We start from the raw sequence: 23,563 nt of genomic DNA, 5'->3' as shown, positions 1-23,563 counted from the left end.
TATGGGCGACCGCAGATAAGAATTTAGCCATAAGGCGGAGAATGTAAGATGAAAAAATTACTTATTGCACTGTTATCTGTTGGTGCTTTAGTCAGCGGTTTTGCAGTAGCTGAACTTGAAAACCCAGGTGGTATTGGTGGTCTTGAATCACTACGCGGTGTTAGTGAACTAGAAGCAACTCGCCCGGCTGATGATTTCAAGAAATACCCCCGCGAACAGGCGCTTGATAGCAGCTATGTTTATCAACCACCTTTGATTCCTCATAACATTCGTGGTTACGAAGTTTCATTGAACGCAAATAAATGTCTGTCATGCCACAGTTGGAAGAATGCCAAAGAGATGGGCGCAACGAAGATTAGTGTAACTCACTACGTAAACCGTGAAGATGCAGTTCTTGCGGATATGTCTCCTCGTCGTTATTTCTGTCTTCAATGTCATGTTCCTCAAGCAAATGCTCAGCCTTTAATTGAGAACGACTTCAAGAGTGTTGATTCACTTAAGTAAGTACTACGTGAGTAAGTAAGAGGCTATCTATGAAATTATTGAAAGCGTTTTGGAAGAGACTAGCATCCCCAAGTAAAACAGCCGTTGGTGTGGTTTTATTTATGGGCTTTGCTGGTGGCCTTCTGTTTTGGGGCGCATTTAACACGGGTATGGAAGCAACCAACACAGAGGAGTTTTGTTCTGGTTGTCATGCCCCTATTGTCGCAGAAATTCAAGAAACGATTCACTACTCTAACCGCTCTGGTGTGCGTGCTATTTGTTCAGACTGTCACGTTCCACATGAGTGGACAGACAAGATCGTTCGTAAAGTACAAGCATCTAAAGAGCTGTTTGCACATTATGTGCTGAGAACTATTGATACTCCAGAAAAGTTCAAAGAACGCCGAGCTCACTTGGCCGAACGGGAATGGGCTCGATTCAAAAAGAATGACTCTTTAGAGTGTAGAAACTGCCACGAGTTCGAATATATGGATTTTTCAGAACAAGGGGCACGTAGTGCGAAACAACACTCAACGGCTTTGGCTTCAGGCGAAAAAACTTGTGTAGACTGTCATAAAGGCATTGCTCACAAGCTTCCTGACATGCATGGCGTTGAAGGCTGGCAATAGGAGCACTAATACATGAGTACTTTAGAATCAGTTATCTGGCATATCTTGGGCTACGGCGCGATGCCTTTCATTATCTTGTCTGGCTTTGCCGTTGTCGCAGCGATCTCTGTCTGGCTACTGTCGCTGGGCAAAGATAAAGAGGTGGATTAACCTCATCCGCATTGTCAATTTTGCCTATTTTGTATAATGCGTAAAAAAGCCACCGCTTGCGGTGGCTATCTTTTTTGTAACGACAAGTTATGCGTCTGGGTACCCTTGAGGATTATTGGACTGCCAACGCCACGTATCAGTGGTCATTTCTTCCAATGTACGATCCGCTTTCCAGTCCAAATCACGCATTGCTTTAGAAGGGTCTGCCCAACATTCAGCGATGTCACCAGGACGACGTTTGACGATTTGATAAGGCACCTGCTTACCAGACGCCAATTCAAAAGCTTTTACCATATCTAGGACACTGTAGCCGTTGCCAGTACCCAAGTTGTAGACATGCAAACCGCCTTTCTGGCCGACTTTCTTAAGCGCTGCGATATGTCCATCGGCAAGGTCCATCACGTGAATGTAATCACGCACCCCAGTCCCATCTTTGGTTGGGTAATCATCACCAAATACAGACAAACATTCACGTCGACCAACCGCTACCTGAGAAACAAAAGGCATTAGGTTATTTGGTATACCCTGGGGATCTTCACCTAAATGACCTGATGGGTGTGAGCCTACTGGGTTGAAATATCGAAGTAGCGTGACGCTCCAATCTGGGTTCGCTTTCTGAAAATCCGTCAGGCACTCTTCCACCATTAACTTACTGCGGCCATATGGATTCGTCGCGCTGGTTGGGAAATCTTCAGTAATTGGCACACTTGCAGGGTCACCATAAACCGTGGCAGAAGATGAAAAAACAATAGACTTAACGCCAACTTCACGCATAGCATCGACGAGTACCAAGGTACCATTAACGTTGTTATCGTAATATTCGAGCGGCTTCTCTACTGACTCACCAACAGCTTTCAAACCAGCAAAATGGATAACAGCGGTGATCTGATGCGCTTTCATTACCCCCACAAGCGCCTGTTTGTCACGAATATCCCCTTCGATGAAGGATGGCGCCACACCAGTGACTTGTTCTACTCTTTTGAGAACACTCTTTTTACTGTTGTATAGGTTGTCGAAAATTACAGGTGTCATGCCTGCTTCGATCATTTGTATACATGTGTGGCTGCCTATGTAGCCCATACCGCCTGTAACCAGTACGTTCATATCCCTAACCTTCTGATAAATTTGGTGCAAATACTAACGAATCTTCATGTTAAAACATAGCTTATTAATGAGAATCAAACCGCTAAATCCGCTCGTAGATGCCTTAAGCAAACCATAAGGACAAGATGCTTACAATAAAAGCAATAAATGGGCTTAGCGTTGGCAAAATAATGAAATAGATCATTGATTGTTTGTTATTTTTATAACATGTTGACTCGATAGATGAATGTTGGAAGGGATTCGATGACAAAGCGTTCTATTACACTGAATTGCGATATGGGTGAAAGCTTTGGCTCTTGGCGTATGGGCAACGATGAATCGGTCATGCCTTGGATAGACATGGCTAACATTGCTTGCGGTTTTCACGCCTCCGATCCTCAGATTATGTCCAATACCATTAAACTGGCCATTGAACATGACACTCAAATAGGTGCTCATCCGAGCTACCCAGATTTACAGGGCTTTGGTCGCCGTTCTATTCCGATGGCGACAGAAGAAATCACCAACATGCTTATCTATCAGGTAGGCGCACTTAAATCTTTGGCAGAAAGCCATAACGCGCAAGTTGGCTACGTTAAGCCACATGGCGCTCTATATAATGACATGATGCGAGATATCTCAATATTTGATGCGGTTGCAGATGCTGTATCGTGTTTTGATGTACCGCTAATGATGTTAGCCATTAATGATAGCGAAAAGCATTTGGATATTGCTGACAAGTATGAACTTCCTGTTCTATTCGAAGCATTTGCCGATCGCGCCTATCTATCAAACGGTTCATTGTCTCCGCGTTCAATGCCTGGTGCCGTATTGCATCAAGAAGAAGATATACTCGATCAAATCAAACAGATTGCGCACTACGGAAAAGTGAGGACCATTGACGGCTTTTTAATCCCTATTGAAGCTGACACGATTTGTGTTCACGGCGACAACGAGCACGCGATTAGAATGATTCAGAAAATACGAAACGTCCTTTAGCATAAGGAGAGCATTAGTGAATATCGAAACATCTGTAGATCCCGTTGCTGAATGTTCAATACTCATCCATTTTGAGGCAGATCCAAGCCATAAGCTATCTCTCTTGATTGGAGAGATAAGTCAGTATCTGAGTAATCAACTTGGAGCCATGATAATGAACGTGACCCCTTCGTTTGATTCCATCCTAATTGATTACCTTCCTCACCGAGTCTCAATATTCGAATTTGTGCCTTATTTGGAAAAACTGGTCACAGAAGCCATTAAAGCGCTTCCAGATGATACTGACTCACAGCATATCGAATTGCCTGTCTACTATCATGACGATGTCGGCCCAGATTTATCCAGCTACTACAACAAAGGGCTAAAACTCGATGATGTGATTGAATTACATTGTGCACAGGAATACACGGTAGGAGCCATCGGCTTTGCACCTGGGTTTGCGTTTTTAACTTCAGTAAATGAATCACTGCAATTACCTAGGAAACCTTCACCAAGAGTTAAGTTGCCAAAGGGCAGTGTCGGCATTGCTAATTCGAACACAGCAATCTACCCCGCAGAGTCTCCTGGCGGCTGGAATATTATTGGTAATTGCCCGATAAATCTTTATACACCGAACAGCTCGCCAATATTGCCTTTCTCTATTGGCACCAAAGTTCGTTTTAAACCAATTTCCGGTGATGAGTTTCTTCGTTTAGGCGGGCGTATCGCCAAGGGGTGGCAATGATGAACAACAATGCAATGACTGTAATTAAACCCGGTCAGCAAACGCTCATCCAAGATTTTGGTCGATTCGGGTTAGCTCATTTCGGTATTACTCAAGGTGGCCCTGTCGATGACTATGCCTATAGCTGGGCGAATCACCTTTTGGGTAATACTACCAATTGCCCTTCCTTAGAGATTACTCTTGGTCAAGCCGAATTTCTCATTCACTCAAAATGCGAAATGGCCATCACTGGTGGAGACCTTAATGCCCGCCTTGACGGTGTAGCGATTGAAAACTGGTCTACGTTTGTTGCACGTCAGGGACAAACTCTAACCTTTTCTTTGCCAAAGAATGGGTTAAGAAGTTATCTCGCCGTAAAAGGCGGTTTTAAGGTTAAAACTCAACTTGGTAGCTGCGCCACCGTCACTAGAGATCAACTCGGGGGCACTCAGTCAGGCCAGCCAGTACAAGCAGGTGAAATCATTAGTTTCGAGCCTCATGAGGTGAGGGAAAAATCACTGCAAATGACTTTCCGCTATAAGCCAGACTACAACTTACCGCTTGAGCTGCGTGTAATCGAAGGCTATCAGGTGGATGACTTTTCACAAGATGCAATAAACGCCCTCTACAAACAAGAATTTACCGTCAGCCAGCTGGTTGACCGAATGGGCTATCGACTCTGTGAAGCAAAAATCACCCCACCCAACCAAGAATATCTCAGCGAAGGTATTGCACTTGGCGCGATTCAGGTCCCGCCTAATGGGGAACCCATCGTACTACTTAATGACAGGCAAACGATTGGTGGTTACCCCAAAATTGGTTGCGTTGCGCGTATTGACCTACCTAGACTCGCTCAAGCCAAACCAGGGCAAAAAGTTCGCTTTGTTAGAGGGGATTTACTGGGATTGCAAGATGTTTGGTGTCAGTGGGCAAGGTTCTTTGGCTACTAGCCGGTACAAAGAAAAAGCGCCAATTTAGGGCGCTTTTTCATTATTGCCCATAAACACTGGCGAGCTCTGGCGGGTAATCTCGCAGTGTTGCCAATTCTTCCGCTTTGGATTCAATCACTTTCGGGTCCAATGCCATACTAACAGGGTGAAGAGACTCAATGGACTCACCCTTGTAGTCAAATAGCGACCACTCATCAACTAGCTTGATAGCAGCTTCTAGAGCAGAGGAACCTTTGACTACTTCAATCCTTGCATAATGACGTCCTTCGAAGGTGACATCTGCCGCTCGAAGCGTCTCATCTGAGCCAGGGATCTGCTGAGCGCCAAATAAAGGCGTACCAAACTCATAGGCGTTCTTGTAGCCAGGTACAAAATTAGCCATGTGTTCAATGGCGCGTCTCGTGCGTTCCAAAACCACTGATTCATCCCAACCTTGTTGAATTTTACGTTTCAACCTAAGTGGAAGCGTAGGCTGAGAAGATTGCTCACCAGAAGCAACCAAACCGTCATCAAACAACGTGATATCTTTCGTCATACCATGCAATTGGAATACGCCGTTCGGGTAAGGCGTTAACTGGGCCATACCTTTGGGTGTTCCTCTTGGACCATGGAAAATAACTTCTGGCCAGAGTTCGTCGCTTTCATCCCAACGCGTTACATAAGCTGCTTTGAACTCGACTAGGCGATCACGCGGCTTCTGCGCTAAATCATCAATACTTCCAGTCTCGTAACCACAAGCATTGACCAAGTAGTCCACTTTTAAAACACTGACCTCGCCGTTCGTGTTTCTGTATTCCACATTCCAACCTTGAGTAGTACTTTCAAGACCAATCACTTGTGTTTCGGTAAGCAACTGACAGTTTGGAATCGAGTCAAGAGCCAGTGTAGCCGATGCTGCAATACGAAATACGCTCCAGCCATGTTCCTGAACGGCGACCACTGGAAACTTCAAAGATTCCAAGTCCGCTGATTTCGCGAATGGTATCACCCAGTCGTCAACATGTTTTGGTTGTTCAGGTTGACTACGATTGGCTAATTCTTCCAATTCGTCACGACCATAGAACTTGTAATAATCGCAAGGTTTGCCCAACACTTGGTTCGCTGGATCTGAATCCACCAGATCCTGGTAGCATCGTTGTATAGTGATCAATCGCTCATACAACTCATCGGGACTACCACCGTCGCTATAAGGCACAGCAATGACGGTTGGACGTCGATTGATGGTATGCGGGTATAGGCGAACCGTTTCAATGGATTGTTTTAATAGTTCGATACATTGAGAAGTCGAGATCTCTCTGTACAAATTTCCACCAGCATGTAAATGGCAAATCGGAGGTCCGCTGATTAAAGTTTTGCTTTTTTCAAGCAACACAACATTTATACCGATTTCCGCCAAGTGCAAGGCAGCGGTCGAACCAGCAATGCCTCCACCGATCACAGCGACAGTAGGCGTATCAAATTTTGTATTATCAGGCTGCATTTATGTTGCTAATTTATTCATTCTCAGGACATTTTACTGTGTTTGCACACCCAAAAAAATCACATTTTTTGAAGGGGATAAATATGACAATTTCAAGTAAAAAAAATTAAAAAAAAGTCTTGACTCATATCCTGTGACAACACAAAAAATTGTCACTGTGAATAACAAAAATCCTCTAAACATTACGCTTATTGGCTTCGCACCAAATGAAGAGTTATCTACAGGCTAAGTTATCCAAAACTTTATCCACCGTTTTTGTGGATAACTGGATAACTTAACCACTGAGGCGCTAATTAAAGTCTTTGTTTATAGGGACTAGCAGTCGTTTTAACAGACTGTTCACAACCAGCGCAAGTGTGCAAAACGCCACTAATGGCAATGCAAACCAAAGTGAAAAATGAAGGCTGGGAGAAAGATCAAATCCAAATGACATAATGCCCCCAACAACGGCTTCTGCACCAATGGTAGCTATCAATCCTGCCACCAGAGCCATCAATCCATATTCTGCCCAAATAGTTCTCGTTACTCGCTTTTTACTCGCTCCTAACGTCCGATATAATTGTAATTCAGATTGCCTCTGCCCCAAACTCAAACGCAACAAAGTGAATATCAACAGTAAACCAGCAATAACGCCCAGCGCAGCAAGTACCGTGATAGACCAGACAATCTGAGTGAGTAATTGCTGAATTTTTTCGCCCATACTCCGAATATCCATGAGACTCACTGTTGGATGATTTCTGGATAGCTCATTAAGCACACCGTTATGCTGCTCTTCCACTCTAAAACTCACCAAATAAGTGGCTGGAATGCTCTTTAGGACATCGGGAGTGAAGATGAAGTAAAAGTTAGGTTTCATGTCACGCCACTCAACTTGGCGAATACTGTTCACGTTCGCTTTCACCACTTGGCTGTTGATCACAAACGTAAGTTCATCACCTAAATTGAGGTTGAAGTCCTCAGCAACATCCGATTCAACAGATACACCGTTACTTTCAGACCACTGCCCTTGGAGAACAGTGTTGTGTTGGGGAATGCTTGTACCAAAGGTAAAGTTAATTTCTCGCCGTAGTACATCGCTACCCTCTTCCCCTTGAACCTGATCTTTGGCATCAATACCGTTGATTTCGGTCAAGCGGCCGCGAATAATTGGGTAGTCTATTGAACGCTCAATCTTATTCTCATCTAACACACCCAGATAGCCGTCTTTTTCATAGGGCGCGATATTGAGAGCAAATGCGTTCGGCGCATTTTCAGGAATCGTTTTTTGCCAATCAGACAACAAGTCGGTGCGCACCAGCCACATAACGGCCAGCAACATCAATGACAGAGCCAAAGCACCAAACTGGATACCAGTCGCTAGTGAAGAGCGGTTAATTCGACTCAGTGCAAGTTTTAATGACGTCGATAATGGGAGGCGTCCCAACATTCTGGTGATAAATAAACTCACTACCGCAAGCGCAGCAAATAAAGCAATCATGCCCCCTAAAACAATCCAAACCAGCGTGTTTTCGCGATAAACAAACAGCATCGGCACAATGGGCACCAATACCAACAAGCTTATTTTACGATCTTTATTGGTTGTCGCCTGAGGTTGCATGACATCTACTGCGCTCACATTTAAAAGGCTTAGCAGAGGAATACCCAATGCTGGTACCGCAATTAAGATGCTGGTGAAAATTGACACAAAAGCAGGTTGTAACCCATAACTCGGTAGAGGGTTGGGTAGCAAATCGACAAGCGGTATGCGAAGCAAGTATTCAAGCACGATACCAATGATGACTCCGATGACCGATGCACTGGTCAGTAAAATCATAACCTGCATACCGAGCCAACGACCAATCCATCGCTTACTAGCGCCAAGGCTTTTCAGCATTGAGATAGTTTTCCGACGCGTTGCGACGTAATGCTGGCAGGTCAAAACTAAGGTGGTTGCAGCCATGATGACAACAATTGCCACCGTTAAGGACAGGTATTGCTCAGTGCGCTGAAACACTTCATTGGTTCGGCTCGCGCTATTTTGATCACGCCAGCGGTCACTTGGAGTGAGCTCAATTGACTGTTTAACCTGTTCAATATCGGATTCTTCACCATTGATAAACAAGCTAAAACGAACTCGACTTCCTAGCTGGACTGCACCTGTCTTGTCTAAATCAGAATTGTGGATAAATGCTGAAGGCATCTGCTGGAAAGGATTAAAACTTAAACCGGGTTCTTCAACAATACGACCGGTAACGGTAAAATCAGCATCACCAACCGTGACACTGCCACCAATGGTAACCTCTAATTGAGAGAAAAGTCGTTCATCAAGCCATAACTCGCCGGGCTTAACAGTGTTGAACTCTTGTTTGTCATCTGACAGCACCATCTCACCACGTAATGGGTAAGCACTATCAACTGACTTCACCCTAATCAGTTTCATACTCTGATCGCTAAACGCCATGGTTGCAAAACGAGTTTGAGTTGACGTTAAAAGCCCAGCATCATTGGTTACTTTGTAGAGCATTTCGGGGATTGGATTTGCTGTGGCAAAAACAGTGTCAGCCGTCAATGCCTCCTTTCCCTGTTTAACGATAACTTGTTCCATTCGTTCAGCAAGGGCAGTTAAAGCGAAAATGCAGGCAATAATGAGTGTAAGAGCAATCGACACAGGCCAAAGCTGACCATATCGGATTTCACTCAAACTCCATGAAAAAAGTCGACGATTTAGCGCTGGAGGATTAGTCGTTCCCATTACGATTCCTCCAGATGTCCCGCCTGAATATGAACGCGGCGATCACACAGCTCTGCTAGCTTCATATCATGTGTAACAAGTACCAAAGTCGTCCCGTGCTGTTTATTCAGTTCGAAAAGCAGTTCTACCACTCTAGCTGCCGTTTGCTGATCTAAATTACCGGTTGGTTCGTCGGCAAACAGTACTTGAGGCTGGACCATAAACGCACGAGCAAGAGCTACACGCTGTTGCTCGCCACCAGACAATTGGGATGGTGAGTGATGAATTCGATGTTCTAGACCCACCGATGTCAATAAGGCTTTGGCACGTTCAACATCTTCATTTTCACCTTTTAACAAACAAGGTAAGGTGACGTTTTCCAATGCACTGAGGCTGGGTATCAACATAAAGCTCTGAAATACAAAACCCACGGATTCACTGCGAATGGCCGCCCGTTCTTCATCATTTAATAGATTCAGTGTTTTACCCAGTAAACACACCTCACCCGAAGTGGGGGTATCGAGCCCAGCCAACAAGGTCATTAACGTCGATTTACCTGCTCCAGAAGTGCCCACGATGGCAACACTCTCGCCTTCCTTGATGTCAAGATTTACATTTTCCAGGATTGTTAATTGTTCCTGATTAGTAGAGACTACTTTGGATAGTGATTCAGCTTTAATTACGGATGCATGCATGTTTCGATTACTTTCCTTTGTATTTGTTCTTTTTTTCGTTAACCCAGCAAGTGCCACCAAGCTCTTGATTTTAGGTGACAGCCTAAGTGCAGGCTATCAGATGCCAATTGAAAAAGCATGGCCTACATTGTTGCCTGGTGTTATGACCCAAAAAGGTAAAAATCTGACTGTCATTAACGGCAGTATTTCAGGTGATACGACAGGTAACGGCTTAGCACGTTTGCCTGAATTGTTAAAAGAGCATCAACCTGATTCGGTGCTGATTGAGCTTGGTGCCAACGATGGCTTACGAGGTTTCCCACCCAAACTAATTCAGAGTAACCTCACTCAACTGATCAGTATGATACGCGACGCTGGCTCAGCACCATTATTGATGCAGATACACGTGCTCCCAAACTATGGGAAACGCTACACTCAGGCATTTTCCGCAGTGTACCCAGCAACAGCAAAGCAGCTTAACGTTCCGTTACTGCCGTTTTTCCTTGAAGGTGTCATTACTAGGCCCGAATGGATGATGGACGATGGTCTCCATCCAAAAGCAGACGCTCAACTTTGGATAGCAGAATTTGTTGCCAATGAACTAATTAATCATCTCTAATTGGTCTAGCTCAATAAAATTTACCCAGCTTTACGTTAATGTTGCGAAACTCCGTATTGAAAAGGATGTTTCCATGATCATTCAACCAGTCATCGAAGGCGTGATAGCTCGCTCTGCCCACCCATTAGGGTGCGAGCAATCTGTTCTCCAACAAATTGAATACGCACGCCAAGCCAAGCCGATCAAAAACGCCCCTAAACGCATATTAATAATAGGTGGTTCGTCAGGCCTCGGACTCGCGTCACGTATTGCTTTGACGTTTGGGGGTGCCGAGGCCGATACCATTTCTGTTTCATTTGAACGTGAACCATCTGAAAAATCGGTGGGCTCTGCAGGCTATTTCAATAACACCTTTTTCAAAAAGCACGCACAAAAAGAAGGCCGCGTAGCGATCAACATTCAAGGTGACGCATTTTCCCCGCAAACAAAATCAACAGTCATAGAAGCGATTGAAACCTATTTTGAAGGCGAAGTGGATTTGGTTGTCTATAGTGTTGCCAGCGGCATTAGACCTGTACCCAATAGCCAAGATGTCTGGCGTTCAACAATTAAGCCAATAGGTCAAAGCGTGTCTGGTGTCTCCATTTCCCTTGAACGTGACCAATGGATTGAAACCACACTTACGCCCGCTTCGGAAGAAGAAGCAGAGTCAACACGGAGAGTAATGGGAGGCGAAGATTGGGAATCTTGGATAGATACGCTCATTAACTCTGAGTCTATCGCTCAAGGTTGTCAAACCATCGCTTTTTCATACGTGGGCCCAGAAGCAACTCATCCTATCTATCTTGATGGTACGCTCGGGCGGGCCAAAATCGACTTACATCAAACTAGTCACGCCTTAAACCTCAAAATGGCAAACTTTAGTGGTGGTGCTTACGCCACTGTATGCAAAGCATTAGTGACTAAAGCGAGCGTTTTTATTCCCGGACTCTCTCCCTACATCCTAGCGCTTTATCAGGTGATGAAAAAAGAAGGCTTACACGAAGGGTGTATTCAGCAGATGCAACGCTTATTCTGCGAAAAACTGTATAACGGAAACGTTATTCCCGTTGACAATGAACGCTTGATAAGAATGGACGACTGGGAGCTAGACACAAACATTCAGGCGAAAGTCAGTCTTCTACTTGAAAATATGAATCGCAACAATTTCAAAGAGCTCGGTGACTATGAAGGTTTCAAGACAGAGTTTCTCAGCATTAACGGGTTTGGATTTAGTGACATTGATTATACCAAACCCGTTGAACTGAGTGAGTTTATCTCGTAGCGTTTTTGGCTACAGTGATCGTCTTACAAGTAAGACAGATAGACAACAAACGCCCTACTTTACTGACAGGGCTTTTTTTTATCCGTAGCATTTGTCCTTCTTAATAATAAGAACAAAGGTTGTCTCCCTATCATGCTTCCTTCTAGGGCTCCTGACTAATTAGCGACTATTATTACCATAAGGGCTAGGATTGCCCAAATAGAAGGCTAAGCGGCCAGGGATAAAAAATGTATGTCAAAAATCAATACCACAAACTTGGTCATTCCTGATGAAATGACCAGTGGTTGGCAAAATATTGTCGACCTGCTTGCTGAGATTGTGTCGGTGCCTGCTGCATTAGTTATGCGTATTTACCCCAAACATATCGAAGTTTACTCATCAAACAACAATGGGCAACACCCTTATCGCATCGGTGACTCAGAAACCTTGGGACAAGGCTTGTATTGTGAAACCGTGGTTAATAAACAGAGCCAACTCATTGTTCCGAACGCCGAAATTGACCTTCAATGGCAAAATAATCCAGATATTAAATTTGGTATGCTGGCTTATTGTGGCGTACCGATCAACTGGCCAAATGGAGATACTTTCGGCACAATCTGTGTGCTTGATAACAAGGAAAATCATTTTTCCGAAACTTATCAACAGCTGATTGAGAGCTTTCGTGACTCAATCGAATCACAACTAAAAACTCTATATCAAAATGAAAAGCTCAAACACCTCAACTTAGAGCTCAAATCCAGAGTCCACACTCGCACGCAGGATCTTGTCGATCTCAACTATTCTTTGAACCAAGAAATAGACAAACGACGTGCCGCTGAACAAAAAATCCGCTATCAGCAAAGACACGATTTAGGTACTGGGTTTTTAAATCGCTCCGCCCTTGAACACGAAGCGGATCACTTCATCAAAGACGTAGGCATCAGCCCTTCACTGCAAGCGGCGGCCATTCATATTGGCTTTACAAATGGCCGAAGGATCCAATCAAAATACGGCTACAGCTCGTGGGAAACCGTGTTGGTCCAATTCAGCAAAAGACTGGGCGACTTAAGTCAGTATCAACTCCTAACTTCCCGTCCGACATCGACCGATTTAGTCTTACTGCTAGAATCCTCTGAGCTCGACAACGATTTAGGCTCACTATGCCATCAGCTGGTTGAAATAAGTCAATCCGAATTTGATATCGATGGTGATAAACTACATCTCAATGCTTATATTGGCATCAGCACCACTAAGGATACACTGTGCCCAAAGAGTCTACTCAAATACGCCTCTGAAGCGATGCAATCGTGCAAAGACTCGGGACACAAATTCAGCTATTACTCACAAGCCATCGCCGATATTCAGAAACATATCAATCAGATGGAAAGCTATTTACTCCAAGCGGTTCGTAACGATGATTTGTTGCTCTACTTCCAACCGAAAGTATCACCAATGACACATAAGTGGACAGGCGCTGAAGCTCTGCTTCGATGGCGACATCCAATTTTAGGCGATATCTCTAATGAAACTCTCATTCATATGGCTGAGCAAAATGGCCTGATTTTTGAGGTAGGCAGCTTCGTACTTAGAGCGGCCATTCAGAAAGCTGCGGACTGGATGACATACGTAGAAGACTTTAAGATTGCCGTCAACGTATCCGCTATCCAACTAAAGAATCCGAATTTTATAGATCAAATCGAAGATCTACTCAATGCCTACCAACTACCAGCAAAATTCCTCGAGCTTGAAATTACGGAAAGCGGCTTGATCGCTGATGAAGCCATAGCACACAATACCTTAACCGGTTTAAATCGCCTTGGAGTGACACTGTCACTTGATGACTTTGGCACAGGATACTCATCCTTTAATTACCTGAAGAAGTTTCCATTTGATGCCATTAAAGTAGATAAAAGTTTCGTCCAACAATTAGACGAAAGCGAAGAAGATAAAGAGATCGTCAGATCAATCATCCATGTTGCTAAAAAGCTAAACCTCGCCGTTACGGTGGAAGGCATAGAAAGCGCAACTCAAGAAGACTTTATCATTAGCGAAGGTTGTGAATATGGGCAAGGTTACTTCTACGCTAAACCTATGCCATGCGACGAATTTGAAACCAGTCTATTGAGCCAAAACTACCCAGGAAATACAAACATTACCTATCAGTAGCTTAATCCTTTACTCTGTGGCGAGCGATTCTTATAATCCTCGCCTTTGTTTATCTCGCTTGAGAACGTCTTATGGACCAGCTAACCGCTACGTTAAAAAAAATCGAAAAACAGAATTATCGCGCTTATCAGCAGATAAAAGGTCAATATGACTTCGGCGATTACGCCTTTTTCATCGACCATGTTCAGGCAGACCCTTACGCTTCAGCGTCGCGAGTGAGAGCGGTTAGACCATGGTCACTGACAGGATTGCAGTGGCTACGCGAAACGTCCTGTGCTTATCAAGTAGCAGCACGTGATTTCATTGCACGTAGTTTTGCTGAGTTCGCCAAGCAAGAAAACAGCGTAAGTATCGCCCTTACTGGTCAAACTGTTATGGATAGCACTTCCGTGTTATTCACAGACGAAGGTATCGAACTTCGATTCCGCGTTAATCTTCCAGCCGAAGGCCGCTCGGTATTGGGTAAAAAGGCGAGCAACATCCTGACCTTCCACTTACCTAAATTTATCCGTCGTGCCACACTAGAGCGTGAATTGGATAAAGAAGCACTGGTTCACCACTGTCAAATCGTTGAAGACCAAGAATTCATTCGCAGTAAGTTAGATGAGTATAACTTGGTTGCGTTCGTTGGTAATGGTTCTGTTCTACCTCGAGTTGCTGGTAACTGTGATTTACCCATGAAAGACGCAGTCGCGTTAACTGCACCAGAGTCTTTGCAGGTGACTATCGAAACACCAAACCAAGGCGAAATCACTGGTTTAGGCATCTATAAAGGCATTACTTTAATCGTGGGTGGTGGATTCCACGGTAAATCTACTCTTCTGAATGCCATAGAGCGTTCCATTTACAATCATATTCCGGGTGATGGCCGCGAGCGCATTGTGACGAATCTAAATGCAATGAAGATTCGAGCAGAAGACGGTCGATGCGTACATAGTCTCAATCTTGCTAACTATATCAATCATCTTCCAATGCAACGTGATACCGAAGATTTCACGACGCAAGATGCATCAGGTTCAACCTCTCAGGCGGCTTGGCTACAGGAATCAATCGAGGCTGGCGTTCAAGGTATTCTGATTGACGAAGACACATCCGCAACAAACTTCATGATCCGAGATGAGCGCATGCAAGCCTTAGTTAGTAAGGGCGACGAGCCAATCACGCCTTTGGTTGACCGCATTGGTCAATTGCGTGACGAACTTGACGTGTCAACGGTTATTGTTATGGGGGGTTCTGGCGATTACCTAGACGTAGCTGATACTGTGATTCAAATGCATGATTATCAAGCCGTCGATGTCACGGAAAAAGCACGCCAAGTTGTAAAACAACACCCTACAGAACGAAACAACGAGTGTGAGAACGAGCTCAAGACATTCCGACCAAGATCTTTGAATCGAGTTGCTCTACAAAAAATTCTCGCCGATGGTAAATTTCGCGTTTCAGCAAAAGGCGTCGACTCTTTACGATTTGGTAAAGAGTTTACCGACCTGTCTGCGCTGGAACAACTGGAATCCAGCTCTGAAATTAACGCCATCGGTTGGTTGTGGTTTCAGCTAGCGCAATTGCCAGGCTGGTCGACCAATCCAGCTAAGGAAATACAGACAATGCTTGAAGGTGATTGGTCTAAGAACATGCCGAATCAGGGTGATTTGGCCAAACCACGCACCGTAGATGCGATGGCAGCTTTGAACCGAATGAGAAAATCGCAGTTCAAATCAGCAAATTAACGAAAAAGCGCCTTATTCAATAAGGCGCTTTTTTCAATGTCTTAATACATGCCAAGCTTCACAAAGTACGCGGAAGCGATCACTATCTCCGTTTTCTCTATCGGGGTGCCATTTCAGCGCAAGTTTACGCCAAGTTTTGCGGATTTCCGTTGGGCTCGCGTCGTGTGGAAGTTTAAACAACGACAACGCTTTCGCTCGATCCATGTCACCGCCGTTAGTACTGCCAACAAATTCACGATAACGAGTCCAGAACTCATTCAGCAGCCTCTTGACTTCCCCCTCTTCTGCTTCGTAATTATGCCAATCGAGATAATAATCACGCAAAGGATCTTCATGATCAACTTCATGTCCAAAGACTCTAGATTGAGGCATCAGCACGATATCCATCGCTTGCACCTGAAGCCAATTGTCTGGGTACAAGGTCTCTTGTAATTGGTACAATGCGTTCATAATAAGAAAATTGCGTTTGAAGAGGTCTTTCTCGGGCGAACCGTCTAGCACTGGCAGTAGCTCTAGCTCGCTGAGATGGGAAGATAGTGTATGAACTTTCCATCCTGAAGGCTGTTTTTTGAGAATTTCCATAATAGGCCACAGTAGAGGGTTTTCCATATACTGCTGGAACTGGGCCGCGACTTCCTGATGCTCGTTCATATGTACTCTGATTGGGGTTTATTTCTAATGAAAATCCAAAATACACCGTTTGTCGAGTGAATATCTCAGATTTGAGGATCGCGACCCCAAAAAAAGAGCCAGCTATTGCTGGCCCTTTCTCAGTAACGAGGGATTAAATTACCCCTAGTTCACGTAGTCTTTCCATTAGGTAGCTGTCGGCGGTATGGCGCTCTGATAACACAACGTCTGGTTTAGGGTGGAGAAACAGAGGCAGCGAAATGCGTGACGTTTCCTGACGTGCACCGGTTGGGTTGATCACTCGGTGCGTTGTCGATGGGAAGTAACCACCCGATGCTTCTTGAAGCATGTCGCCAATATTAATGATCAGGCTACCAAAATCACATGGCACATCGATCCAGCTACCCTCTTTACTCTTCACCTGCAAACCTGGTTCGTTCGCTGCTGGAAGAACCGTTAGAAGGTTAATATCTTCATGCGCCGCTGCACGGATTGCACCTGGTTCTTCTTCACCAGTCATTGGTGGGTAATGAAGAACACGCAGCAGCGTTTTGTCGCTCCCATCAATCATGTCAGACAAGGCAACAGAGAATTTCTCCTGCACATCTTTTGGTGCATAAGCTTCAACCCAGCCTAATAGCTCTTGAGCAAACTTGTTGGCACGATCATAGTAATCCATGATCTGTTCTTTAAGCTCTTCTGGCATTTGACCCCAAGGATATACGTGGAAGTATTCTTTAATATCCTTAACGGTATGCCCTTTTGCGACTTCAGAAACTGAAGGTGGGAAGTAACCGTCTTGGGTTTCAACATTATAAGTAAACTCGTTCTTGCGCTCAGTCATAAAGAACTGATACCAGTTCTCATAGATAGACTCGACAAGCTCTTTAGGAATCGGGTGGTTTTTCAATACACCGAATCCAGTCTCACGCAGTGAGGTAACAAATTGCTGAGCAGCATCTTCAGCGAGGTAATCGACAGTTTCCAGTTTCATGGCTTTACTTTGAGTAGTTATTTAATAGTTTGAGCGGAGATTTTAAGTGTGACATATAGCTAAATCAAACTTTGATGAAATGAAACAGACAGTTTGAGTGTTAAATGTGCGATGTTTAAGCGTTTCAACATAAATAGTTAATTATCAGTTGACGAAAACGTTCAAATGAGCAATTGAACACCGTTTTATTAAGTGGCAATATATAGAGAAATGTATTGAGGAAATCTTACAATGAACTCTAACAACAGGTCTTCATTTTCGCTTTTAAGTGGTTTAACTGCTGCCTACGTTCTGGTCTTTTTGTTTTCCGCTTTCGAGCCATCTTCGCGCGCAGTTTGGATAGCTGAAATCATTCCCGCAATTGCGATTCTGGTACTTATCTGGCTTGTATCGCGCCAATTTCAGTTTTCTAAAACCGCATACTGTCTGATGTTTATCTGGCTGACATTGCACACCATCGGCGCCAAATACACATTTGCTGAAGTACCATTTGATTGGTTTAGCAACTTAATCGGTTCAGAAAGAAACCATTTTGATCGAGTGGCGCACTTTTCTATTGGGTTATACGCGTACCCTATTGCCGAATACTTAATCAAAAAACAATTAATGAACACAAAGCTAGCAACCGCTTTTGCTCTATTTGCAATCATGTCTCTGGCTGCAGGCTATGAAATAGTGGAGTGGTGGTACGCAGCGCTCGCAGGAGGCGACGAAGGCATCGCGTTTTTAGGTTCTCAGGGTGATATTTGGGATGCGCAAAAAGACATGCTTATGGACACGCTCGGGGCGCTTACTGCTCTAAGCTTGCTGGTTTCTCAGCAGCGGGTGCTTTCTTCAATCCAAGTAAGGTAAGGATTAAACCCTTCATTAAAAGGAACTTGAACAACTTGAGGCACCTCGTAGTTATGGTTGGAAACGATCACTTGTTCAAGCTCCGCGTAGCAGGCTTTTTGGGTTTTGATGATCAACAGACTTTCGTTGTCACAGCATACTTCACCCTCCCAAATATAATGGCTATTGACTGGCATGGTCTGAATGCAGGCCGCCAGTCCTTTTTTCAATATTAAGTCGATGATTTTCTGTTTGATTTCATCATTATTTGTAGTCGTTAGCGCAATGCAGAACTGTTCACTCATACTTAATTCACCGCTCTATTTCTTAACTATTACCGGATAATCTTGTTCAATCAGCTCTTTGACGAAACTAGAACCTAGTCCCGTGTATGTTACCCATACCTTTTTCTTTGCTCGAGTTAACGCGACGTAAAACAATCGTCTCTCTTCAGCATAAGGGAAAGTATCACCCGACTGCGTTAGCGCGCCATCAATGTGGAGAGCTTTAACGCGAGCAGGAAACTGACCTTCATCAACAGAAAGTACAATGACAAAATCGGCTTCCTTACCTTTACTTGCATGGCAGGTCATAAATTCAATCGACAGCAAAGCGAACTGTTTCTGCCATTCAGAAAGAAGTTCTGGCTTGTGATAATGATTTCTGCCGAGGAGTAATACTGTCTGAGTGCCTTTGGCTTTGTGATTGAGTTCATCTAAGATGTTCTCAACGGAACTACTCGGCGCTAAAGTAACGGCTTTTGATTTTTGCTCTTTATGACTTTGCAGCACTTTAACCAATTGAGAAGGGTTTTGTTGTACAAATTGGTTCGCTACTTCGCCTATCTGATTGTTAAAGCGATAAGTTGTATCTAGGTGATGTATCGTTGAGTGCGGGAACCGCTCTGCAAATCCTGTCGTCAGATCAACATCTGCACCCGCGAATTCGTAAATGGACTGCCAGTCATCCCCTACAGCAAACAACACACAATTGCGCTCATCCTTCTGGTTACATAATGCTTCAACTAAGGCCAAGCGTTGAGGTGAGATATCCTGATATTCATCGATCATAATGTACTTCCAAGGCGAATGAAACTTACCTTTGTTCACATGCTTTGTCGCTTGAGTGATCATTATATTGAAATCAATGTGGCCTTCTGATTTAAGCATCTCAAGCCATGCCTGATAACAGGGCCATACAAGAGCGAGTTCACTGTTTAATCGCGTATAATCACTATGTTCCACTAGCTTTTGCTGGATCTCTTTCTTTGTACAACCCATGGCTGAAAGTTGCGTGAGTTGTTTGTTTAGCCAAGCGATCAATTTGGGGTTTTCTACATGACTGCCGAGCTCATCATCCCCAGCTAAATAGGCTATTGGCCATTTTTGAAGGTGTTTTTGCCAACGTTTAAAAGCCGTAGGCGTCATCCAGTGCTTTTTAAGCCAATCAACACACCACGCACTTTTGAGATTATCATCTAACGCAATGGGAGAAATAGTGACAGGCTGTTTTTCAACGTGATTGAGGACTTTTAAGCCTAACTGGTGAAATGTGTTTACAGTAACACTCTCTGCACTCAAACCTATTTTGTTCTCAAGACGCTGCTTCATTTCCTCAGCCGCATCTCGCCCAAACGCAAGCATGAGTATATCCTCAGCCTGTGCAAGATGGCTCTGTAATAGATAAGCAACCCTTGTCGTTAAAACACTGGTTTTACCTGATCCTGCTCCAGCTAAAACGAGGTTATTATCATCATTAAGCAAAACCGCTTGTTGTTGGGACAAATTAAGTGGCGAAGATTCTATTTGCGAAAAAAGCACTTTCCAATTATCAAGTTCCGTCACCATCCAATCCCGATTACGCGAGGCGATAACTTCATCGGTTTGCGCGATCCACGGTAACACAGTGGCCATTCTTTCTGGCATTCTCAATATGGCGTCTTCAAGTACCATATCCATGCTATAGAAATCACGATTCAGCTTATCAAGCCAAGTATTTACGGTCGAATGCGTCAAAAAAGAAGGTTGACGTTCAAACCCTCGAATTTCCATTTCCCACTCAGGTAGGAATTTATTAAGCTGTGTACATTGGTGATGGTGCCATTTCTGATAAGAGGCGACAGCCAGTCTGGCAAACTCTCTGCACGATTCCCAAGGTAATCCCTGAATCAACCAAGAATGCTGTCGGCCATCTTCTGGGTGTGCAAAGAACTGCAAGCCTCCCCAACACAACCCTCGCTTGAGCTTCACTTTGCCATTCCAAACGTTAAATGGAATTCGCTCTTCACAAGTTGCGGAACATAATACGAGAAAGTCAGACTCTATAGAAACCTGATGGTACTCATTTTGGATGAGATATTGCGCAGTCTTGTTGGCGATTAGCTGCATTCTTGTTTTGCCCTTGAATTCAATTGCTGCCATGATAACTCAACCGGATTGAAGAATGAAAAGATACTGTCAATATCTCCTGCTTAGCTCACTGTGTAGAAAAGTTAATCAAACACACTTGTTTCTTTATCTGTATCAGAAGTTTACCATTGACTATTAGATACAATAGTTAATCTGCAGCAACTCTAAGAATCGATAACGTGCAATTTTTTAGCCAGCTCCGCCTTTATTGGGTAAACAAAACCATTAACTACAGCCTGCTTATTATGGTGACTCTGCTGGGAGTGGTCATTCCCAGTTGGTATTACCCCATTGACGCTTACATCATTCCTCTCATTCTCGGCGTTATTGCGGCAGCATTGGCCGAAAATGATGATAAATTCAGCGGCCGGCTCAAATCGATCACTTTAACATTGGCGTGTTTTACCATCGCGTCATTATCGATTGAGCTGTTATTTGATACCCCTATACTCTTTGCCTTAGGGCTATTTGTATCCACATTTGGCTTTATCATGCTAGGCGCGATTGGCCCTAGATACGCCAGTATTGCGTTTGGATCATTGCTTATCGCCATATATACAATGCTAGGCGCCCATGAGAGCACCAACATATGGCTACAACCCATAATGTTACTTTCGGGCGCAGCATGGTATTTTTTTATGTCGATTGTTTGGTCAGCATTGTGGCCAATGCAACCTGTTCAACAAAGCTTAGCGACCGTTTTTCTTCAGTTGGCCAACTACCTTGAGTCAAGAAGTCAATTATTCCACCCTGTAACCAATCTAGAGCCGCAACCATTCCGGATTAAGGAAGCGACGCTAAACGCAGCCACTGTCACAGCATTAAATCTGTGTAAAGCTACATTGCTAAGCCGTTCAAAACGGGGGCATGTTGATGCTGCAAGCGACCGATTTCTCAATATTTACTTTCTTGCACAGGATATTCATGAACGCGTCAGCTCAAGTCATTACCGTTATCAGGAGTTGGCTGAACACTTTGGACGCTCAGATGTCTTGTTCAGATTTAAACATTTACTGGAAACCCAAGCCAAAGCATGTCGAAACGTCGCTCAAGCCATCCGATTAGGCAAAGAGTATCAACACAGCGAGGACTCCGTCGTTGCCTTGGATGAGTTAATGAGCTCTCTTACGCATCTACAGGAACAAAATAATCCCCAGTGGAAATCCCTTATACATCAGCTCAGCTACCTTTTCAAAAACCTCGCGACAGTAGAAAAGCAGCTTAGCAACATCACTAACCCCGATGCTAGTGCACTAGAAGAAGATGTACTTGATGATACAGAGGTTCACACACTTAAAGCGATGTGGCTACGTATCACATCCAATCTAAATCAAGACTCGATGTTGTTTCGTCATGCAATTCGGATGTCTATCGCCCTCACTGCTGGTTATGGCATCATCCAAGCTTTCGGTATCGAAAGAGGTTACTGGATCCTGCTGACAACCTTGTTCGTATGTCAGCCTAACTACAGTGCTACGCGACAGAAACTCGTTGCTCGAGTGCTAGGCACCATTGTGGGCTTACTGATTGGTGTACCCTTGTTAACTTTTTTTCCTTCTCAGGAAAGCCAATTAGTCTTTATTGTCGTCTCCGGTGTTGCGTTCTTTGCTTTCCGACTGGCAAATTATGGTTACGCAACGGGCTTCATCACTGTGTTGGTTTTATTCTGCTTCCACCAACTTGGAGACGGCTATGCTGTTGTCTTACCACGTTTGGCCGATACGATTATTGGCTGCGCTTTGGCAGTAGTCGCTGTAGCTCTTATTCTGCCTGACTGGCAATCAAAGCGGCTCCACATTGCCATGGCCGATTCGATTCAAGCAAATCGCAGCTATCTCGCACAGATAATCGGCCAATATCGGATTGGTAAAAAAGATAGTTTAACCTATCGAATAGCAAGAAGAAGTGCTCACAACCACGACGCAAACCTGACCAATGCCATCAGTTCCATGTTGGCAGAACCAGGGCGTTATCGATCCGCTGTCGACGAGAGTTTTCGCTTTCTAACACTCAGTCATGCCTTGCTAAGCTATATTTCAGCATTAGGTGCACACAGGACAAGAATCAATGATGAGGATACGCATAGACTTGTGCTCGACGCACACCGAGTGATTCATCAGCACCTAGATGTCTTGTTCAATCAGTTGAACGATCATTGTGATAGTTGTGATACCACCACAATTGACGATCCCGCGCTAGAGGCTAGATTGGCTGAATGGCGTGAAGAAGATGACAATTCGGCAAAAATGGTTTTGCAGCAATTGTATCTAATATACCGAATGCTTCCAGAATTACATTCATTGGCAAGCAAGTTCGCAGTGCGCGTGAGTCATTCAGACACTACCAACAAGGAACACTAATTAAAGTGGGCAGCAATGCTGCCCACCTCACCTTTTCTTTACACTCCCTGACATTACCCGGACATAATTTAACCACTTTTCCATAAACTAGAGTGACATGATTCTTACGGGAGTAAGAAGATGAAAGGAAGCATCTCTTGCTTTTCGAGCCAAAAGTCTAGATTGATTCGGAGGCAGCAGACTATGAACTCTAAACAGTTTGAACTGTTCAAACAGCAAATAAAAACTTTGAGTCCACAACAGTTACATACACTCAGAGGCGAAATTACAGAAACACTGGAAGGTTCGAACCGTGTTCTGATTACAGATGAAGAGCAAAAGCTCATCGCTAGTCTGTTTTCGTAGCACAACTTGCCAAAAACGCAAACACACCTTAAGCTTACATTATACAGGGGGTGTCTATGTCAGTTTCCTCAGTACAGGCCGGCTATCAGCTGATTAAGCAGTCATCGAACATGGCAGATGAAGCTGCACGTGAAATCAATCAGGCCCAGCACACTCCTCCTGTTCAAAAAGACGACTCCTATGAGTTCAACAAGGTTGAATTTAAACAACCAGAGCCCTCGGAGATAGAGCCTTTATTCAAACTGACTCAGGCTGAACAATACAGCCATATAGGCACTAATGTTCTGCAACGAGATCAGGACATGATAGGAACACTGCTAGATATACACGTATAGCGTTAAATTTGAATCGATAGTAAAACAGCAGTTGTCTTCCCGCC

Annotated in this window: 22 protein-coding genes; 14 read left to right on the top strand and 8 right to left on the bottom strand. The window is 44.2% G+C overall.

Annotated elements, in window-relative coordinates:
- Positions 1-48 precede the first annotated feature (48 nt).
- The 3 genes from OH455_RS10415 to OH455_RS10405 are packed head-to-tail and all read left to right on the top strand — an operon-like array spanning position 49 to position 1,262.
- Entirely contained in the window at positions 49-504 is a 456-nt protein-coding gene (locus OH455_RS10415; protein WP_019276633.1) for a nitrate reductase cytochrome c-type subunit, read from the top strand.
- 29 nt (positions 505-533) lie between these two features.
- The gene (locus tag OH455_RS10410) at positions 534-1,112 is read left to right on the top strand and encodes a NapC/NirT family cytochrome c (RefSeq protein ID WP_006961047.1); all 579 of its coding nucleotides are present in this window, start codon (positions 534-536) and stop codon (positions 1,110-1,112) included.
- Between the two features lie 12 nt (positions 1,113-1,124).
- A complete protein-coding gene (locus tag OH455_RS10405; RefSeq protein ID WP_006961048.1) occupies positions 1,125-1,262 on the top strand; it encodes a TIGR02808 family protein in 138 nt (45 codons plus the stop codon).
- A gap of 87 nt (positions 1,263-1,349) precedes the next feature.
- Here the strand turns inward: OH455_RS10405 and galE are convergent, their stop codons facing one another.
- On the bottom strand, positions 1,350-2,366 hold the full coding sequence (gene galE, locus OH455_RS10400; RefSeq protein ID WP_206369078.1) for a UDP-glucose 4-epimerase GalE: 1,017 nt from the start codon (positions 2,364-2,366) through the stop codon (positions 1,350-1,352).
- Positions 2,367-2,609: 243 nt separating this feature from the next.
- Between galE and OH455_RS10395 the strand changes: the two genes are divergently transcribed.
- The 3 genes from OH455_RS10395 to OH455_RS10385 are packed head-to-tail and all read left to right on the top strand — an operon-like array spanning position 2,610 to position 4,997.
- Positions 2,610-3,344, top strand: a complete 735-nt coding sequence (locus tag OH455_RS10395; protein WP_269981310.1) for a 5-oxoprolinase subunit PxpA — start codon at positions 2,610-2,612, stop codon at positions 3,342-3,344.
- A 16-nt stretch (positions 3,345-3,360) separates the two neighbouring features.
- Positions 3,361-4,068, top strand: coding sequence for a 5-oxoprolinase subunit B family protein (locus OH455_RS10390; RefSeq protein WP_269981309.1), 708 nt, complete (start codon positions 3,361-3,363; stop codon positions 4,066-4,068).
- Positions 4,068-4,997 (top strand): biotin-dependent carboxyltransferase family protein, encoded by a 930-nt coding sequence (locus OH455_RS10385; RefSeq protein WP_084720262.1) that lies wholly within the window; start codon positions 4,068-4,070, stop codon positions 4,995-4,997. Before OH455_RS10390 ends, OH455_RS10385 begins: the two co-directional genes overlap by 1 nt.
- Before the next feature lie 40 nt (positions 4,998-5,037).
- Here the strand turns inward: OH455_RS10385 and OH455_RS10380 are convergent, their stop codons facing one another.
- The 3 genes from OH455_RS10380 to OH455_RS10370 all read right to left on the bottom strand — a co-directional run bounded on the left by OH455_RS10380 (position 5,038) and on the right by OH455_RS10370 (position 9,882).
- Positions 5,038-6,477 carry an FAD-dependent oxidoreductase gene (locus tag OH455_RS10380; RefSeq protein ID WP_045976928.1) on the bottom strand — a complete coding sequence of 480 codons (1,440 nt, stop codon included), beginning with the start codon at positions 6,475-6,477 and terminating at the stop codon, positions 5,038-5,040.
- 289 nt (positions 6,478-6,766) lie between these two features.
- A complete protein-coding gene (locus OH455_RS10375) occupies positions 6,767-9,208 on the bottom strand; it encodes an ABC transporter permease (RefSeq protein ID WP_269981308.1) in 2,442 nt (813 codons plus the stop codon).
- The gene (locus OH455_RS10370; protein WP_045976926.1) at positions 9,208-9,882 is read right to left on the bottom strand and encodes an ABC transporter ATP-binding protein; all 675 of its coding nucleotides are present in this window, start codon (positions 9,880-9,882) and stop codon (positions 9,208-9,210) included. The genes OH455_RS10375 and OH455_RS10370 overlap by 1 nt, the downstream gene beginning before the upstream one ends.
- Here OH455_RS10370 and OH455_RS10365 point away from each other — a divergent pair.
- From OH455_RS10365 to OH455_RS10350, 4 genes are all read left to right on the top strand, one after another.
- A complete protein-coding gene (locus tag OH455_RS10365; RefSeq protein WP_269981307.1) occupies positions 9,881-10,480 on the top strand; it encodes a GDSL-type esterase/lipase family protein in 600 nt (199 codons plus the stop codon). The genes OH455_RS10370 and OH455_RS10365 overlap by 2 nt on opposite strands.
- 73 nt (positions 10,481-10,553) lie before the next feature.
- Positions 10,554-11,744: an enoyl-ACP reductase FabV gene (gene fabV, locus OH455_RS10360; RefSeq protein WP_269981306.1), complete on the top strand. Its 1,191-nt coding sequence runs from the start codon at positions 10,554-10,556 to the stop codon at positions 11,742-11,744.
- A gap of 231 nt (positions 11,745-11,975) precedes the next feature.
- Positions 11,976-13,889, top strand: coding sequence for a sensor domain-containing phosphodiesterase (locus OH455_RS10355; RefSeq protein ID WP_269981305.1), 1,914 nt, complete (start codon positions 11,976-11,978; stop codon positions 13,887-13,889).
- 71 nt (positions 13,890-13,960) lie between these two features.
- A complete protein-coding gene (locus OH455_RS10350; protein ID WP_269981304.1) occupies positions 13,961-15,616 on the top strand; it encodes an ABC-ATPase domain-containing protein in 1,656 nt (551 codons plus the stop codon).
- A 33-nt stretch (positions 15,617-15,649) separates the two neighbouring features.
- Here the strand turns inward: OH455_RS10350 and OH455_RS10345 are convergent, their stop codons facing one another.
- Both OH455_RS10345 and OH455_RS10340 read right to left on the bottom strand, forming a co-directional pair.
- Positions 15,650-16,267, bottom strand: coding sequence for a DNA-J related domain-containing protein (locus OH455_RS10345; protein WP_269981303.1), 618 nt, complete (start codon positions 16,265-16,267; stop codon positions 15,650-15,652).
- A gap of 133 nt (positions 16,268-16,400) precedes the next feature.
- The gene (locus OH455_RS10340; RefSeq protein ID WP_269981302.1) at positions 16,401-17,240 is read right to left on the bottom strand and encodes an isopenicillin N synthase family dioxygenase; all 840 of its coding nucleotides are present in this window, start codon (positions 17,238-17,240) and stop codon (positions 16,401-16,403) included.
- Between the two features lie 231 nt (positions 17,241-17,471).
- On the opposite strand from OH455_RS10340, the gene OH455_RS10335 reads away from it, so the two are divergent.
- Positions 17,472-18,092: a DUF2238 domain-containing protein gene (locus OH455_RS10335; RefSeq protein ID WP_269981301.1), complete on the top strand. Its 621-nt coding sequence runs from the start codon at positions 17,472-17,474 to the stop codon at positions 18,090-18,092.
- Here OH455_RS10335 and cutA read toward each other — a convergent pair.
- Entirely contained in the window at positions 18,056-18,376 is a 321-nt protein-coding gene (cutA, locus tag OH455_RS10330) for a divalent-cation tolerance protein CutA (protein ID WP_269981300.1), read from the bottom strand. The two genes, OH455_RS10335 and cutA, sit on opposite strands and share 37 nt — an antisense overlap.
- A gap of 15 nt (positions 18,377-18,391) precedes the next feature.
- On the bottom strand, positions 18,392-20,458 hold the full coding sequence (helD, locus tag OH455_RS10325) for a DNA helicase IV (RefSeq protein ID WP_269981421.1): 2,067 nt from the start codon (positions 20,456-20,458) through the stop codon (positions 18,392-18,394).
- 200 nt (positions 20,459-20,658) lie between these two features.
- Here helD and yccS point away from each other — a divergent pair, with 200 nt between their 5' ends.
- The 3 genes from yccS to OH455_RS10310 all read left to right on the top strand — a co-directional run bounded on the left by yccS (position 20,659) and on the right by OH455_RS10310 (position 23,519).
- Positions 20,659-22,839 carry a YccS family putative transporter gene (yccS, locus tag OH455_RS10320; protein ID WP_269981299.1) on the top strand — a complete coding sequence of 727 codons (2,181 nt, stop codon included), beginning with the start codon at positions 20,659-20,661 and terminating at the stop codon, positions 22,837-22,839.
- 183 nt (positions 22,840-23,022) lie between these two features.
- A complete protein-coding gene (locus tag OH455_RS10315; RefSeq protein WP_269981298.1) occupies positions 23,023-23,184 on the top strand; it encodes a hypothetical protein in 162 nt (53 codons plus the stop codon).
- A 56-nt stretch (positions 23,185-23,240) separates the two neighbouring features.
- The gene (locus OH455_RS10310; RefSeq protein WP_269981297.1) at positions 23,241-23,519 is read left to right on the top strand and encodes a hypothetical protein; all 279 of its coding nucleotides are present in this window, start codon (positions 23,241-23,243) and stop codon (positions 23,517-23,519) included.
- The last annotated feature ends 44 nt before the right edge of the window (positions 23,520-23,563 follow it).

Origin of the sequence: Vibrio sp. T11.5, from assembly GCF_027587155.1 — a bacterium.
GTDB classification, from domain to species: Bacteria; Pseudomonadota; Gammaproteobacteria; order Enterobacterales; family Vibrionaceae; genus Vibrio; species Vibrio neptunius.
The sequence above is the reverse complement of the archived record's forward strand: the minus strand, read 5'-3'. Positions and strand labels throughout refer to the sequence as shown.

What these genes read in the sequence shown, in the direction of transcription:
- OH455_RS10415 (WP_019276633.1), top strand. Translation starts at nt 49, where the DNA reads ATGAAAAAATTACTTATTGCACTGTTATCTGTTGGTGCTTTAGTCAGC.
- OH455_RS10410 (WP_006961047.1), top strand. Translation starts at nt 534, where the DNA reads ATGAAATTATTGAAAGCGTTTTGGAAGAGACTAGCATCCCCAAGTAAA.
- OH455_RS10405 (WP_006961048.1), top strand. Translation starts at nt 1,125, where the DNA reads ATGAGTACTTTAGAATCAGTTATCTGGCATATCTTGGGCTACGGCGCG.
- galE (WP_206369078.1), bottom strand. Translation starts at nt 2,366, where the DNA reads ATGAACGTACTGGTTACAGGCGGTATGGGCTACATAGGCAGCCACACA.
- OH455_RS10395 (WP_269981310.1), top strand. Translation starts at nt 2,610, where the DNA reads ATGACAAAGCGTTCTATTACACTGAATTGCGATATGGGTGAAAGCTTT.
- OH455_RS10385 (WP_084720262.1), top strand. Translation starts at nt 4,068, where the DNA reads ATGAACAACAATGCAATGACTGTAATTAAACCCGGTCAGCAAACGCTC.
- OH455_RS10380 (WP_045976928.1), bottom strand. Translation starts at nt 6,477, where the DNA reads ATGCAGCCTGATAATACAAAATTTGATACGCCTACTGTCGCTGTGATC.
- OH455_RS10375 (WP_269981308.1), bottom strand. Translation starts at nt 9,208, where the DNA reads ATGGGAACGACTAATCCTCCAGCGCTAAATCGTCGACTTTTTTCATGG.
- OH455_RS10365 (WP_269981307.1), top strand. Translation starts at nt 9,881, where the DNA reads ATGTTTCGATTACTTTCCTTTGTATTTGTTCTTTTTTTCGTTAACCCA.
- OH455_RS10370 (WP_045976926.1), bottom strand. Translation starts at nt 9,882, where the DNA reads ATGCATGCATCCGTAATTAAAGCTGAATCACTATCCAAAGTAGTCTCT.
- fabV (WP_269981306.1), top strand. Translation starts at nt 10,554, where the DNA reads ATGATCATTCAACCAGTCATCGAAGGCGTGATAGCTCGCTCTGCCCAC.
- OH455_RS10355 (WP_269981305.1), top strand. Translation starts at nt 11,976, where the DNA reads ATGTCAAAAATCAATACCACAAACTTGGTCATTCCTGATGAAATGACC.
- OH455_RS10350 (WP_269981304.1), top strand. Translation starts at nt 13,961, where the DNA reads ATGGACCAGCTAACCGCTACGTTAAAAAAAATCGAAAAACAGAATTAT.
- OH455_RS10345 (WP_269981303.1), bottom strand. Translation starts at nt 16,267, where the DNA reads ATGAACGAGCATCAGGAAGTCGCGGCCCAGTTCCAGCAGTATATGGAA.
- OH455_RS10340 (WP_269981302.1), bottom strand. Translation starts at nt 17,240, where the DNA reads ATGAAACTGGAAACTGTCGATTACCTCGCTGAAGATGCTGCTCAGCAA.
- OH455_RS10335 (WP_269981301.1), top strand. Translation starts at nt 17,472, where the DNA reads ATGAACTCTAACAACAGGTCTTCATTTTCGCTTTTAAGTGGTTTAACT.
- cutA (WP_269981300.1), bottom strand. Translation starts at nt 18,376, where the DNA reads ATGAGTGAACAGTTCTGCATTGCGCTAACGACTACAAATAATGATGAA.
- helD (WP_269981421.1), bottom strand. Translation starts at nt 20,458, where the DNA reads ATGCAGCTAATCGCCAACAAGACTGCGCAATATCTCATCCAAAATGAG.
- OH455_RS10315 (WP_269981298.1), top strand. Translation starts at nt 23,023, where the DNA reads ATGAACTCTAAACAGTTTGAACTGTTCAAACAGCAAATAAAAACTTTG.
- OH455_RS10310 (WP_269981297.1), top strand. Translation starts at nt 23,241, where the DNA reads ATGTCAGTTTCCTCAGTACAGGCCGGCTATCAGCTGATTAAGCAGTCA.